The organism is Paenarthrobacter sp. 10N417, assembly GCF_056394745.1.
Genome location: NZ_JBFTIL010000001.1, coordinates 518,377 through 532,995 on the forward strand (window position 1 = coordinate 518,377; position 14,619 = coordinate 532,995).

10 protein-coding genes are annotated in these 14,619 nt (G+C 62.0%); 2 read left to right on the forward strand and 8 right to left on the reverse strand.

All coding sequences use genetic code 11. The features are described 5' to 3' along the window. Positions 1–159 precede the first annotated feature (159 nt). Together AC1DCM_RS02255 and AC1DCM_RS02260 are read left to right on the forward strand one after the other, a co-directional pair. A complete protein-coding gene (locus AC1DCM_RS02255; protein WP_477517128.1) occupies positions 160–1,428 on the forward strand; it encodes a thiolase family protein in 1,269 nt (422 codons plus the stop codon). Continuing rightward, the gene (locus AC1DCM_RS02260; RefSeq protein WP_477517129.1) at positions 1,425–3,569 is read left to right on the forward strand and encodes a 3-hydroxyacyl-CoA dehydrogenase NAD-binding domain-containing protein; all 2,145 of its coding nucleotides are present in this window, start codon (positions 1,425–1,427) and stop codon (positions 3,567–3,569) included. The genes AC1DCM_RS02255 and AC1DCM_RS02260 overlap by 4 nt, the downstream gene beginning before the upstream one ends. A 75-nt stretch (positions 3,570–3,644) precedes the next feature. On the opposite strand, the gene AC1DCM_RS02265 is transcribed toward AC1DCM_RS02260, so the two are convergent. The 8 genes from AC1DCM_RS02265 to AC1DCM_RS02300 form a co-directional block, all read right to left on the reverse strand. Then, entirely contained in the window at positions 3,645–4,622 is a 978-nt protein-coding gene (locus tag AC1DCM_RS02265) for an aldo/keto reductase (protein ID WP_477517130.1), read from the reverse strand. 42 nt (positions 4,623–4,664) lie between these two features. Continuing rightward, complete coding sequence (locus AC1DCM_RS02270) at positions 4,665–4,883, reverse strand: helix-hairpin-helix domain-containing protein (RefSeq protein ID WP_442006515.1); 219 nt, start codon at positions 4,881–4,883, stop codon at positions 4,665–4,667. Between the two features lie 32 nt (positions 4,884–4,915). Next, entirely contained in the window at positions 4,916–5,476 is a 561-nt protein-coding gene (locus tag AC1DCM_RS02275) for a hypothetical protein (RefSeq protein WP_477517131.1), read from the reverse strand. After that, positions 5,473–6,042 (reverse strand): DUF402 domain-containing protein, encoded by a 570-nt coding sequence (locus AC1DCM_RS02280; RefSeq protein WP_442006513.1) that lies wholly within the window; start codon positions 6,040–6,042, stop codon positions 5,473–5,475. Before AC1DCM_RS02280 ends, AC1DCM_RS02275 begins: the two co-directional genes overlap by 4 nt. Then, the gene (gene dxs / locus AC1DCM_RS02285) at positions 6,039–8,012 is read right to left on the reverse strand and encodes a 1-deoxy-D-xylulose-5-phosphate synthase (RefSeq protein ID WP_477517132.1); all 1,974 of its coding nucleotides are present in this window, start codon (positions 8,010–8,012) and stop codon (positions 6,039–6,041) included. Before dxs ends, AC1DCM_RS02280 begins: the two co-directional genes overlap by 4 nt. A 173-nt stretch (positions 8,013–8,185) precedes the next feature. Next, entirely contained in the window at positions 8,186–10,996 is a 2,811-nt protein-coding gene (acnA, locus tag AC1DCM_RS02290; protein ID WP_442006511.1) for an aconitate hydratase AcnA, read from the reverse strand. Between the two features lie 264 nt (positions 10,997–11,260). Then, positions 11,261–12,628 carry a class I SAM-dependent RNA methyltransferase gene (locus tag AC1DCM_RS02295; RefSeq protein ID WP_477517133.1) on the reverse strand — a complete coding sequence of 456 codons (1,368 nt, stop codon included), beginning with the start codon at positions 12,626–12,628 and terminating at the stop codon, positions 11,261–11,263. Next, complete coding sequence (locus AC1DCM_RS02300; protein WP_442006509.1) at positions 12,625–14,601, reverse strand: APC family permease; 1,977 nt, start codon at positions 14,599–14,601, stop codon at positions 12,625–12,627. The genes AC1DCM_RS02295 and AC1DCM_RS02300 overlap by 4 nt, the downstream gene beginning before the upstream one ends. Positions 14,602–14,619: the final 18 nt, after the last annotated feature.

The window sequence follows — 14,619 nt, forward strand, 5'->3', positions numbered from 1 at the left end:
CGTCCCGGGTCGCGTTTCGGATCCGGAGCACCTTGCATCCTAACCACCTTGCAGCCTATCTACCTTGCACCCTAAGTTACTCACGAGTAACATTGCATTAATGCCAATCGGAGACCGCTCTGCGGAATCCGGCACCATGTCTCAACGAGGAGTTAACACATGAGTCCATCACGCAGTGCTCAGAGGAGCGTCCGCGACGTCGTGTTCGTGGATGGTGTGCGGACACCCTTCGGTAAAGCCGGCGAGAAAGGCATCTACGCGGGTACGCGCGCTGATGACCTCGTCGTAAAGTGCATCCGCGAACTGATGCGCCGCAACCCGTCGTTGCCTGCTGACCGCATTGACGAGGTAGCCATCGCCGCGACAACCCAGACCGGCGATCAAGGCCTCACCATTGGCAGAACGGCGGCCCTTCTGGCAGGCCTTCCCCGCACGGTGCCCGGCTTCGCAATCGACCGCATGTGCGCTGGAGCCATGACAGCAGTGACGACGACGGCGAGTGGCATCGGCTTCGGCGCGTACGACGTCGTCATTGCCGGCGGCGTGGAGCACATGGGCAACCACCCGATGGGGTCCGGCGCTGATCCCAATCCGCGTTTCATGTCAGAGCGGCTCGTGGATCCCGCAGCGCTGAATATGGGCAACACGGCCGAGAATTTGCACGACCGCTTCCCGGCCATCACCAAGGACCGAACGGACGCCTACGCGGCCGCTTCGCAAGCGAAACTGGCCCAAGCATATTCCCGCCAGCAGATCCAGAACGACCTCGTCCCGGTGGCCACTATGAAGCCAGGGCAGGGTTGGGCATTGCACACCGCGGATGAGCCACCCCGTCCAGGAACCACGGTGGAGGATCTTGCCGAACTGCGTACACCCTTCCGGGCCCATGGACGGGTCACGGCGGGCAACGCAGCAGGCTTGAACGACGGCGCCACCGCTGCGGTACTCGCTTCGGCGGAAGCCGCGGCGGAATTGGGCCTGCCCGTGAAGATGCGCTTGGTCTCCTATGCCTTCGCAGGAGTGGAACCGGAAGTCATGGGGATCGGTCCCGTGCCAGCCACGGAAAAGGCCCTCAAAAACGCGGGCCTCGCCATCGAGGACATCGGATTGTTCGAGATCAACGAGGCCTTCGCGGTACAGGTCCTGAGCTTCCTTGATCACTTCGGCATCGCGGATGACGACCCCCGGGTCAACCGCTATGGCGGGGCGATCGCCGTCGGACATCCGCTTGCTTCCTCAGGCGTTCGGTTGATGAACCAACTGGCCCGGCAGTTCCAGGAAGACCCCTCGGTCCGTTATGGCATCACCACCATGTGCATCGGCCTGGGCATGGGTGCCACAGTGATCTGGGAGAACCCGAACCACGCTGACTTCGAATCCTCCGTCCAGACTTCAGGCCAGACCAACACAGAAGGAGCCGCCGCATGAGCGCCACAGAATTCCAGAAGCTCGCCTCCCTCTTCCCCGACGAGATCGTGACGCATTCCTACGTCCAGGACATCCAGCTTGCAGGCGGTGCAGGCACCTTTGCCCTCATCACGCTGGACAACGGACTGGACCATTCCAAACCCACCACGCTGGGTCCCAACACGCTGGTGGAGTTGGGCGAAGTCCTGGATGGACTCACGGAGCGTGCCGCCAAGGGTGAAATCGTCGGGGTCGGCGTGACGGGCAAACCATACTTCCTGGTGGCTGGCGCAGACTTGTCTGCCGTGAAGACCCTCAAGGAACGCGAGCATGGCCTGTGGATGGCCCAGCTTGGACACGCTGTGTACTCCACCCTGGCCAACCTCGGGGTGCCCAGCTTCGCCTTCATTAATGGCCTGGCGCTCGGCGGCGGACTCGAGATCGCCCTGCAATCCACCTACCGGACCGTCTCCACCGGCGCAGGTGCCCTCGCACTGCCTGAGGCGTTTATCGGCCTTGTTCCGGGCTGGGGCGGCGTCTACATTCTCCCCCGCTTGATCGGACCCGAAAACGCCGTCAAGGTAATGATCGAGAACCCGCTCAGCAACAACCGCACACTCACCGGCCCGGAAGCGTTTGAGCTCGGTATTGCCGATGCCATCTTCGAGCCGGCCGACTTCGTGGAGCAGTCCCTGGCATGGGCTGCCCGTGTCATTACCGGCAAAGAAACCCCAGTGCGGAAGAACGCCGTCGACCCTTCGGATGAAGGCGTCGCCAGCCGCTGGGCTGCGGCGGTCTCCGCGGGCCGCGCGTTTGTGGAGGCGAAGACCTCCAATGCCTCACCAGCGCCCGCCAAGGTGCTGGACATCATGGAGGCAAATCGCACCATGAGCCAAGGCGAATCGGCGGAGTTGGAATGTGAGACCCTTGCCGGCCTGATGCAGACGGATGAGTTCCGCTCCACCGTGTACGCTTTCCTGGACCTCGTGCAGAAGCGCTCCAAGCGGCCTGCAGGCGCACCGGACCGGAAGCTGGCCCGCCCGGTCACCAAGGTAGGCGTGGTAGGCGCGGGGCTCATGGCAAGCCAGCTGGCGCTACTTTTCGCCCGCCAGCTCAAGGTGCCGGTCGTCATGACCGACATCGATCAGGCCAGGGTGGACAAGGGCGTCGCTTACGTCCACGCAGAGGTCGACAAATTGCTGGCAAAGAAGCGAATCAAGGCCGACGCCGCCAACCGGACCAAGGCGCTCGTCACCGGTTCGGTGTCCAAGGCAGTCTTCGCTGATGCCGATTTCGTCATCGAGGCCGTGTTTGAAGAGCTGCACATCAAGAAGCAAGTCTTCGCCGAAGTGGAAGAGATCGTCTCCCCCGAGTGCATCCTCGCCACCAACACTTCCTCGCTGTCCGTAACCGCCATGGCCGAGGACCTACGGCACCCGGAGCGGCTGGTGGGCTTCCATTTCTTCAACCCTGTTGCCGTCATGCCGCTCTTGGAAATTGTCAGGGAGCCAAAGACTGACGACGCCGTACTGGCTACTGCTTTTGAGCTCGCCAAGGGCCTGAAGAAGACTGCCGTCCTGGTTAAGGATGCGCCGGCGTTCGTCGTAAACCGCATCCTGCTCCGCCTCATGGGCGAAGTCATCGCCGCTTTCGACGAAGGCACCCCCGCCGAAGTGGCAGACACCGCTTTGCGTCCCATGGGCCTGCCGATGACTCCCTTCACCTTGAGCGCCATGGTGGGACTGCCGGTCGCACAGCATGTGCAGGAGTCCCTCCATAATGCCTTCGGAGACCGTTTCCCCGTTTCACAGAACCTGCAGAAGCTCATCGACAACGGCGTAAAGTCCCTCTGGGTCCCCGGTCCGGATGGAAAGCCAGTCATCCCGGCTGAGACCCTGGCCATCATGTCCTTCGGTAACACTCCCTCCACACGCGAGGAAGTGCTGCGCCGAACCCAGGATGCACTGGCCGAGGAAATCGGACTGATGCTTGAAGAAGGCGTGGTTGCCGGGCCTGAGGACATCGACCTCTGCGTCATCATGGGTGCGGGCTGGCCCATGTTCCTGGGCGGCATCACTCCCTACCTGGACCGCGTTGGCGCCGCTGAACGCGTCAATGGCAAGCGTTTCCTGGCACCCGGCGTCGCCTCCGCCCCGGCCTAAAGCGGCAAGAAAGAGGGCAGTGGCAAGAGCGAAAGCCCGCGCCACTGCCCTTCCTCTTTACGAGCGCTTTTGTGTCTAGAAGAGTGCCACCTTGGGAGCACGCGGGAAGATCTCGTCCAGTTCCTCGCGCTCCTCCTGGCTAGGGACCCAGCACACTGCTTCCGCGTTCTCACGAATCTGCTCCGGACGCGTCGCTCCAGCGATGACACTGCTGACGCCGGGTTGGGCTGCCAACCACGAGAATGCCAGCTGGAGTTCGGTGATGCCCCGTTCCTTGGCGAACTGACCAAAGCGGCCCAGCTGCTGCCAATCGGCATCATGCACCAGATTGGTCCGTGTATGGCTCAGGCGGGAACCCTCGGGGGCATGGCCGGCGGAGTACTTGCCTGTGAGCAGGCCATTGGCCAGGGGGAAATACGGAAGCACACCAAGCGAGAAGGCGCTGGCTGCCGGAATGACCTCGAGCTCGGCCCGGCGGTCCAGCAGATTGTAGTGGTTCTGGGTTGAAATGAAGCGAACCCCTCCAGACTGCCGCCCAACGTACTCGGCTTCGGCGATCTGCCACCCAGCGAAGTTCGAGTGACCGATGTAGCGGACCTTGCCGCTGGTGACCAGGACATCCAACGCTGCAAGGGTTTCCTCAATGGGCGTCTGTGGGTCCGGGGTGTGGAACTGGTAGAGGTCGATCCACTCCGTACCCAGCCTGCGCAGCGAGGCTTCAACCGCCTTGAGGATGTAGCGCCGCGAACCGCGGGCACCAAAGTCGTTGCCATTGGCCCCGTGCATATCCATGCCGAACTTGGTACCGATGACGACGTCGTCGCGATGTCCCTTCAGCGCTTTGCCCAGCATGGCCTCGCTGAGGCCAGGCTCCCGGCCGTAAACATCTGCGACGTCGAAGAACGTCACCCCGGCATCGATCGCGGCGCGGACAACGGCATCCGTGCCTTCCTGCGACTCCGTGGGAGTGTTGGCGCGTCCCAGGTTGTTACAACCCAGCCCTACAGCTGAGACGGTCAGTCCGGAGTGGCCAAGGCGTCGATATTCAGTCATGGAACCCAGCCTATAACGCTCTTCCGGGGACTATGGCCGATGTTAGCGCGAGCCGAAAGTGATGCCGGATTCCTCCATTGCTTCCTCGAGCTGGGCAATGGCTACCGGCCCCATGCCGTGGAGCTTGGAGGCCTTCTGTTCGCCAAACTCAGCCAGCTGTTCCAAAGTTTCGATGCCTTCGTGGGCCAGGGCGCGTTTTGCCGGCGCCGCAAGGCCCTTGGGTAGCGGCGTATGTCCGGGCCAATTGCTCTTGGACGACATGGAACATCCCTCCTGAGTGCGTTAGGTCCTACTTAGAGGGTAAAGCCCACACCTTGCTTGGGCGAGTGCTTCACGCGGAATGCGGTGGGGTCGCTGTGCGGAGCCGCTGCGATGGAGAGCTTGGTGAAATCCAGGTCCTCATTGCGAACGCAGATCTTGATGGCATTGACGGCCTTGTTGACATCCGGGCACAGGCAAAAAACGTTCAGACGCGAGTTTCCGATCTCCGTGCGGTCCACGATTCCCAGTCCTCGCCAAGCCAGTTCGCCCGTGAGCGCGGCCTTTGCCTTGCGCTCAAAGTGACGGTCACGTTCAGTGCCGTCCTTGGTCTTCAGCGCAAACTGTGCAACCACCCAGAACTGCTCGGACTCCGGGATCTCGGCGTATCCATCCTCTTCACACTGGGCAGCGAAAGCCGCCATCAAACCGTCTACCGAAGTGTCGTCGTCAACGTCTGTTTCATCGGTCTTGCTTTGGTGGCCCACAACGCCGTGATTGATCACGAACTGGTGGTCGTCGTCGTCGTACCAGGCTTCACGGAAGTGAAGTACTCCCTCGTCGTCGCGTTTGTATGCGCGGATAATGCCGCTCATGTTCGTCCTTTCCTGAACCACTCTGCACTGGTGTTGCTGGTGCCCTCGACGTCGAATGGAGCCTTCATGGCCTCCACTCCCTCACGAAGGGCTGCGCACTCCGCACGCATGGTTTCCACGATTTCTGCGGGATATCCCATGCCTGCCCTGTGGTCCTCAAACTCATCCTCGTCATCGACGAACACACCGTGAAGGGTGGATCGGATGACGTCCAGGTCCATATCGATCATGTGGAACTCGGTAACGCCTGGCCTGATGGTGTTCCATCCATGACCGGTTGCCAGGTCTACGTAGATCCGGAAGTCACCCGGGTAGGTGTCGTCATAGAAAGTGGCCACGAATTCGCCGGTCCGCGGTACCAGCAGGACTGCATCCGAGGCTGTGTAGAAGGCAGCACCGGGACGAGAACAGAACTCCCCCGCGCCTTGGAAAATCCACCAGCCGTGGATGTCCTCACCCAAGTAGCGGCCGGGTACAACCCAGTGCGCCTTGCCGTTCCACTTCCTGTTTCTCGCCACCACGAGGTCGCCGGGCTGCAGGGAGCCCGGTTCGCGATCGGGACTCACAGCTTGGGCAGACTGCCGGTGGTGGGGTGTTCCTGACCTGGCAGGGGCCGCGCAAAGGGGACCTTTGTCCCCAGGACCTGCGCTACGACGTCGTGGGCTATTTTCTGGGCCGTAAGCCCGACGCGCTCCAGGACCTGGCTCCTGGATCCGTGCACCAGGAACTCAACAGGCAAGCCGACCTCGTTCAAAGCTGTATCAACGCCTGCTGCGCGCATTTCCTGGCGGATGCGTGAACCCACGCCGCCGGCGCGGACGCCGTCTTCGATACAGATGACCAGGCGGTGCCGGGCGGCAAGGGCGATGATTGATCTGCGCACAGGCAGAAGCCAGCGGGGATCGACCACCGTTGAGCTGATTCCCTGGGCGCCAAGACGGCCGGCGACATCCAGGGCGAGCTCGGACATCGCGCCAACACTGATGATGAGGACGTCGTTTTCGGTGGAACCCTCGGGACGGCGTGCCAGGATATCCACGCCGTCGTGGAGCCGCTCAATGGCCTCCACTTCAGAGCCGACGCTGCCCTTGGAGAACCGCACCACGGTGGGGGCGTCATTGATGGCGACCGCCTCGCGCAGTTCTTCCCTGAGCCGGGTGGCGTCGCGCGGAGCGGCTAAATGGAGTCCTGGGACAATCTGGACCATCGCCATGTCCCACATGCCGTGGTGGCTGGGACCGTCCGGTCCTGTAACGCCTGCACGGTCCAGGACAATGGTGACCCCCGCCTTGTGGAGTGCGACATCCATCAAGAGCTGATCGAAAGCACGGTTCAGGAAGGTTGCATAAACCGCCACCACCGGGTGCAGGCCACCGAAGGCCATCCCGGCAGCAGACGTGAGCGCATGCTGTTCGGCGATACCGACGTCGATAACGCGTTCAGGATGGCGCTCCGCAAACTTGTGCAGACCAACGGGTATCAGCATTGCCCCCGTGATGCCGACAACGTCAGGACGCTCATCAGCGATGTCGGCGATTTCCTCGGCGAAGACCGAGGTCCAGGATCTGGCGCCGGGCCTTTCGGTCGGCTCACCTGTCTCTGGATCAATGATTCCCACAGCGTGGAACTGATCGGCCTCGTTGGCAAGGGCGGGAGCATATCCGTGGCCCTTTTCCGTCATGGCATGCACGATCACCGGGCCACCGTAGGCTTTGGCCGTGCTGAGAGCGTGCTCCATGGCTTGGAGGTTGTGTCCGTCCACCGGACCGATGTACTTCATGCCCAGGTCTTCAAACATTCCCTGGGGCGCCCACCAGTCCTTGATGCCCTTTTTCATGGCGTGCAGGCTCTTGTAGGTGAACTGGCCTACCGGACCGCCGTCCTGGAGCTTCTTCTTCCACCAGTCAAGCATCCGCTCATAGGCCGGTGTGGTCCGCAAAGTGTCGATGGTGGGGCGCAGCGATGCCAGGTAGTCGGCAAAACCGCCCACAGTCGGTGCATAGGAGCGGCCGTTGTCATTGACCACAATCACCACGCGGCGCCGCTTATCAGCGGCAATATTATTGATGGCTTCCCAGGTCATGCCACCAGTAAGGGCACCGTCACCTACAACCGCGACGACGAACCGGTCGCCTTCGCCGGTCAACTGCCGGGCGCGGGAAATGCCGTCCGCCCAGGACAAGGACGAGGAAGCGTGGGAGCTTTCGACAATGTCGTGCTCGGACTCGGCGCGGTCCGGGTAACCCGAGAGGCCACCCTGCTGGCGGAGCGTACTGAAGTCCTGACGGCCCGTGAGGAGCTTGTGGACATAGGACTGGTGCCCGGTATCAAAGACAATGCTGTCCCGGGGCGACTCGAAGATGCGATGAACAGCAAGCGTGAGCTCCACGACGCCGAGGTTGGGACCAAGGTGTCCACCGGTAGCGGCTACGTTGGTAATCAGGAAGTCCCTGATCTCGCCGGCCAGCTGTTCCAGCTCTTGGCCGGACAGCTTGGCCAGGTCCTGTGGATCCTTGATGGTTTCCAAGAGTCCCAACGGCCCTCCTTAGGGTGAATGACGTGCTTGTTAACTTTAGCGCGTGCCCGGGGCAGGCGTTTTCGCACCTGCCTATGGATGCATCGTCATCCGAAGACGCAGCAGCCCCGGCTGGTCGGGCGACCAGCCGGGGCTGCCTGGTGTGGAGAATCAGCTGGAAACCAGCCGGTTCGCTACGCTGCGGAGATCTGGCGCAGGACGTACTGCAGGATGCCACCGTTGCGGTAGTAGTCCGCTTCACCCGGGGTATCGATGCGCAGGACAGCGTCGAAGGACTTGGAGGTGCCGTCCTCGGCCGTTGCCGTCACCTTGAGCGTCTTGGGCGTGGTGCCGTTGTTCAGCGCCGTAACGCCTTCAACCGAGAACGTCTCCGTGCCGGTCAGGCCGAGCGTTGCCGCGGACTCGCCAGCGGGGAACTGCAGGGGAAGAACGCCCATGCCGATGAGGTTGGAGCGGTGGATGCGCTCGTAGCTCTCGGCAACGACGGCCTTGACACCCAGGAGCGCAGTGCCCTTGGCTGCCCAGTCACGGGACGATCCGGAACCGTATTCCTTACCTGCAAGGACAACCAGCGGCGTTCCCGCAGCCTGGTAGTTCTGTGCGGCATCGTAAACGTAGGCCTGCGGTGCACCTTCCTGGCTGAAGTCGCGGGTGAAGCCACCCTCGACGCCGTCCAGCAGCTGGTTCTTGATGCGGATGTTGGCGAAGGTACCGCGGATCATGACTTCGTGGTTGCCACGGCGCGAGCCGTAGGAGTTGAAGTCCTTGCGCTCCACGCCATTGGCCAGGAGGTACTGGCCTGCAGGCGTGTCCGACTTGAATGAGCCGGCCGGGGAGATGTGGTCCGTGGTGACGGAATCGCCAAGCTTCAGGAGCACGCGTGCACCTGCAATGTCCTTGACGGGATCCGGCTGCGCCTTCATGCCTTCGAAGTATGGGGGCTTCCGCACGTAGGTGGAGTCCTCGGCCCAGGCGAACGTGTCGCCCGCCGGGGTGTCCAGTGCCTTCCAGCGCTCGTCGCCGTCGAAGACACCCTCGTAACCCTTGGCGAACATAGCCTTGTCGATGGAGGAGTCAATGACTTCCTGCACCTCGATGGGGTTGGGCCAGATGTCCTTCAGGAAGACCTCGTTGCCGTCCGAATCGGTGCCCAGCGCATCGGTGTCGAAGTCGAAGTCCATGGAACCGGCCAGGGCGTAAGCGATAACCAAGGGCGGGGAAGCCAGGTAGTTCATCTTGACGTCCGGGTTGATACGGCCTTCGAAGTTGCGGTTGCCCGAGAGGACAGCCGTCACGGAGAGGTCGTTGGCCTGGATGGCTTCGGAGATCTCCGGCTCCAGAGGGCCGGAGTTGCCGATGCAGGTTGCGCAGCCGTAGCCCACGATGTAGAAGCCGAGCTTCTCCAGGTAAGGGGTCAGGCCGGACTTCTCGTAGTAGTCGGTGACGACCTTCGAGCCCGGAGCCACAGAGGTCTTGACCCACGGCTTGGACGTCAGGCCCTTGTCAACAGCGTTGCGTGCAAGAAGGGCTGCAGCCAACATGACAGACGGGTTGGAGGTGTTGGTGCAGGAAGTGATCGAGGCGATCGATACTGCACCGTGGTCCAACTCAAACTCGCGGCCGTCAGCGGTCTTGATGTGCACCGGAGCGGACGGGCGGCCCTGGGCGCCGTTGGCAGCGGAAGCAACACGTGCCGTCTCCGTGGTGTGCGAATCAGCGTGCGTGAAGGACGGAGCATCCGAAGCCGGGAACGATTCGTCCAATGACTCGTCCACGCTGCCGTCTTCAATGGCGACGTAGTTGTGGATGTCCTTGCGGAACTGCTCCTTGGCATCCGTGAGCTCGATGCGGTCCTGGGGACGCTTCGGGCCGGAGATGGACGGAACAACCGTGGACAGATCCAACTCGAGGAACTCGGAGAAGCGCAGTTCGCGGGAAGGATCGTGCCAGAGGCCCTGTTCCTTGGTGTATGCCTCCACGAGGGCGACATTCTCTTCGGACCGGCCAGTCAGGCGCAGGTATTCCAAGGTGACATCGTCAATCGGGAACATGGCGGCCGTGGAGCCGAACTCCGGGCTCATGTTTCCGATGGTGGCGCGGTTTGCCAGCGGCACAGCGGCAACGCCTTCACCGTAGAACTCCACGAACTTGCCAACAACACCGTGCTTGCGCAGCATTTCGGTGATGGTCAGCACAACATCGGTCGCGGTGGCGCCGGCCGGGATGCTGCCGCTGAGCTTGAAGCCCACGACGCGGGGAATCAGCATGGAGACGGGCTGGCCAAGCATGGCAGCCTCGGCTTCGATGCCGCCGACGCCCCAGCCCAGGATGCCCAGACCGTTGACCATGGTGGTGTGGGAGTCGGTTCCAACGCAGGTGTCCGGGTAGGCACGAAGCACGCCGTCGATCTCACGGGTCATGACCGTACGGGCCAGGTACTCGATGTTGACCTGGTGGACAATGCCGGTTCCCGGGGGGACAACCTTGAAGTCATCAAAGGCCGTCTGGCCCCACCGCAGGAATTGGTAGCGCTCACCATTGCGCTGGTATTCGATCTCCATGTTGCGCTCCAGTGCGCCGGAGTTACCGAAGGCGTCGATCTGGACGGAGTGGTCGATGACCATTTCGGCTGGCGCCAAGGGGTTGACGCGCTTGGGGTCGCCGCCAAGTTCTTTAACAGCCTCGCGCATGGTGGCGAGGTCTACAACGCAGGGTACGCCGGTGAAGTCCTGCATGATGACTCGGGCCGGGGTGAACTGGATCTCCGTGTCGGGCTCCGCATTGGGGTCCCAACCGGCCAGGGCGCGGACGTGGTCAGCCGTTATATTGGCGCCATCCTCAGTCCGCAGGAGGTTTTCAAGCAATACCTTGAGGCTGAACGGAAGGCTGTCTGCGCCCTCTACGGAGTTCAACCGGAAAATTTCATAATCGGTGCCGGCTACATTCAGTACGCCTTTGGAACCGAAGCTGTCCACAGTGCTCATGGCAGGACTCCTCTCGCAACAGTTTCATCTTTGTCGCGTGGTTGGCCGCTAGCCAGTTAGGCGCACCTTACTTAGCCGGGCGGCACTCTCAGTTGGTCAACCCCTATCCCCCGCGGAACTACGCGGAGTGGGGCTGCTATGTGGGACTACTATGCCCATCGTAGTGGCATCGATCGTGTTGAAGCACTGCCGCAGGCAGTTGCACCCAGCGCGGCACCCTCCACGAATCGCCCGCCATCCGGTGGCGCGGCGGGCGATAGACGCCTAACCGGCGGGAACGATGAGGCTGACGGTCTCCAAGTGATGCGTGTGGGGGTACAGGTCGAACGCCCTCAACGACTCCAGGCGCCAACCGCCTTGCTGGAAGTAACCCAGATCACGTGCAAAAGAAGCCGGATCACAGGACACATAGGCAATTGCCCGGGGATGTGAGGCCATGAGTTGGTTGACCACGGCTTTTCCAGCCCCCACGCGCGGCGGGTCCAGGACCAGGGAATCGAAGTTCCGGGGGCGTTGGTGCAATACCCGCTCCACTCGCCCCTGCACGATCTCAACGTGGGATTCTCCATGCAGGTTCTTGCGGGCATCACGGCTGGTGCCAGGCGATCCCTCAACGGACAATACCGAACCCGTGACGCCTACCGCATCAGCCAAGGGTGCCGTAAACAGGCCTGCACCGGCGTAAAGGTCCGCCACCGCAGCACCGGGTTGGAGATACCCTCCACCTGCCAGGTAGCCGGTCACCGCGTTGACCAACGTCTCCGGCGCGTCCTTATGAATCTGCCAGAAGCCTTCGCCCGTCACACGGTATTCATGCCCTGCCGCCGATTCCTGCACCCAGGTCCGTCCCCGAAGCTGCAGTACTTGGCCCTTGCCGGGATCGAAGCTGGCTACGGAAACTTCGTGCGACAACTGCGAAAGGATGCTGTGCAGCCGCTTGGGACTGGTTGTTTCCTCCGGCGCCAGCAACACGAGCGGCCTGGAGCCATTGGCTGGCGCCGCCACTTCTACGCGTGCTATCCCGCTGAGATCAAGGTCCCACAACTTGAGCTCGTTGATTCCGGAGAGCGCCAGTGGCATCTCGCGTATGGGCACCACGACGTCCGAACGGTGGGCATGCATTCCCAGCCGTCCCTTGGATGTGACAGCAAAGCTGGCGCGCGTACGCCAGCCGAGTCCGCCGTCGTCGTTGGCACCCACGCCCTCAACCTCGACCGCGAGGTCCAGGCCCGCGAGTCTCTTGAGTTGCTCGGACAACACTTCGGCCTTCAGGGCACGCTGCCGTTGCAGGGAAATGTGGCCGAGCTCGGCGCCGCCCACGGGTGGATTCCCGTGCTGCCAGGCCGCCAGCGAATCGGCCGGCTTCCAGAAGTGCGGCACGCGGTCCGGCGAGGCTTCCAGGACCTCGACGACGTCGGCACGCCAGAAGCGCGACGAGTCGCCGGAGTCGGTCAATCGGATCCGGACCTTCTCCCCCGGAATGCCATGGCGTACGAAGATGACGCGGCCTTCATGGCGTGCGACGAAATGCCCGCCGTGTGCGACAGGGCCAACGTCAACGGTCAGTTCGGTGCCGGGCGTACCTTGGCCTCCGCTGTTGTCAGTGAGGGGGGAAATGCTGTGGGAGGTCATTGTGTATCCTGCAGTGCCTTTGCTTCTTCGGAGGACTTCAGCTGCCACGGAACGCTGGCAACCATGACTCCAGGTTCAAAGTGGAGCCGCGTCTTGATTCTGAGTGCCGTCTGGTTGTGAACCAACTGCTCCCACCATTTGCCCACGACGTACTCGGGGATGTACACCACGATCAAGTCCCGGGGTGAGTCGCGTCGCATGTTCTTGATGTACTCCATGATGGGAGTCACGGTCTCACGGTAGGGGCTGGCCAGTACGGTGAGCGGTACTGGAATTTCCAGCTTCTCCCAATCCCGCACGGTATGTTCTGTCTCTTCGGAGTTGATGTCCACGGTAATCGCATCCAGTCGCGAGGGCCGCGACGCCCGGGCGTAAGCCAGGGCCCGCAATACAGGTTTGCGGACGTGCGAAACAAGCAGTACGGCGTGGACACGGGTAGGCAGCGCGCGTGGCGATGAATCCTCGTCAACAGCCAATTCCTTGGCAACATTGTCATAGTGCGCCCGGATACTCCACATGATGAGGAACAGCACGAACATTGCCAGAAGTGCGATCCAGGCACCTTGCTCAAATTTGGTGATGAGGACGATGACCAAGACGAGCGCAGTCATGCCGAAACCCACCATGTTGATGGTCCGCGATTTGATGATCCTGCGGCGGACCGACTTGTCCCGTGCCAGTTTCAATTCACGGCCCCAGTGCCGGACCATACCGAGCTGGCTGGCGGTGAAGGAAATGAAGACCCCCACGATGTACAGCTGGATGAGCTTGGTGACATCAGCATTGAACGAAAGGATGAGAACCAGCGCTCCGGCAGCCAAGGCCAGCACGCCGTTGCTGAAGGCCAGCCTGTCGCCACGGGTACGGAGCTGGCGGGGCAGGTAACCGTCCTGCGCCAGGATGGAGCCCAGCACAGGGAAGCCGTTGAACGCGGTGTTGGAAGCGAACACGAGAATGACGCCGGTGGCAGCCACCACTATGTAGAACGGAATGGAACCGGCCCCAAAAATGGTGTCGGCGATCTGGCTGATGGCCGGATTCTGGATATAGCCCTCGGGCAACGGCTTGCCATCAAGGAGGAACTCCTTGGCGGGATCCAGGACAATGTGCACCTTCGTGGCGTTGGCGAGATAAAGGATGCCGGCCAGCATGGCCGCCGCGATCGCGCCGAGCAACAACAAGGTGGTGGCAGCGTTCTTGCTCTTGGGCTTCCGGAAGTTGGGCACGCCGTTGCTGATCGCCTCCACACCCGTCAAGGCAGCAGCACCCGAGGAAAAGGCACGCAGCAACAGGAATGCACCGGCAAGGCCAACGAGGCCTTCGTCGAAGCCGGCCTCGGGCACGATGGTGAAGTTGGCGGACGCCGCCTGGCCCAGTTGTCCCGTAATGGCCTGGAAGATGCCCACGAGGGTCATGCCAATGATGGAGGCCATGAAAATGTAGGTGGGAACGGCGAAGACCGTGCCGGCCTCCTTGATGCCTCGCAGGTTGACCAAGGCGAGAATGATCACGCCCACAGTCGCGATCATCGCCTGTTGGCCGTGCAACGAAGGGATCGCCGTGGTGAGATATGCAGCGGCAGAGGACATCGACACTGCAACGGTCAGGACATAGTCCACGAGGAGCGCAGCAGCAACGGTGAGCCCGGCGTACTTGCCCAGATTGACGTTGGCAATCTCATAGTCCCCTCCGCCCGACGGGTAGGCGTGCACATTCTGCCGGTAAGAGGCCACCACTGTGAGCAACACCACCATCACTGCCAACCCAACAAAGGGGGAGAACGCTACCGCGCTCACACCCGCGAGAGCCAAGGTCAGCAGGATTTCATCCGGTGCGTAGGCCACCGAAGACAGGGCATCCGAGGCGAAGATCGGCAAAGCGATGCGCTTGGGCAAGAGGGTGTGGGATAGGCGGTCATTCCGGACTGGCCGGCCCACCAACACACGCTTCGCAGCATTCAGTATTGTCAACACTTTCGCAAAACTACTCTG

Excerpts from the sequence above, each read along its gene's own strand:
- AC1DCM_RS02260 (WP_477517129.1), top strand. The coding sequence starts at position 1,425 with ATGAGCGCCACAGAATTCCAGAAGCTCGCCTCCCTCTTCCCCGACGAG.
- acnA (WP_442006511.1), bottom strand. The coding sequence starts at position 10,996 with ATGAGCACTGTGGACAGCTTCGGTTCCAAAGGCGTACTGAATGTAGCC.
- AC1DCM_RS02265 (WP_477517130.1), bottom strand. The coding sequence starts at position 4,622 with ATGACTGAATATCGACGCCTTGGCCACTCCGGACTGACCGTCTCAGCT.
- AC1DCM_RS02255 (WP_477517128.1), top strand. The coding sequence starts at position 160 with ATGAGTCCATCACGCAGTGCTCAGAGGAGCGTCCGCGACGTCGTGTTC.
- AC1DCM_RS02270 (WP_442006515.1), bottom strand. The coding sequence starts at position 4,883 with ATGTCGTCCAAGAGCAATTGGCCCGGACATACGCCGCTACCCAAGGGC.
- AC1DCM_RS02275 (WP_477517131.1), bottom strand. The coding sequence starts at position 5,476 with ATGAGCGGCATTATCCGCGCATACAAACGCGACGACGAGGGAGTACTT.
- AC1DCM_RS02295 (WP_477517133.1), bottom strand. The coding sequence starts at position 12,628 with ATGACCTCCCACAGCATTTCCCCCCTCACTGACAACAGCGGAGGCCAA.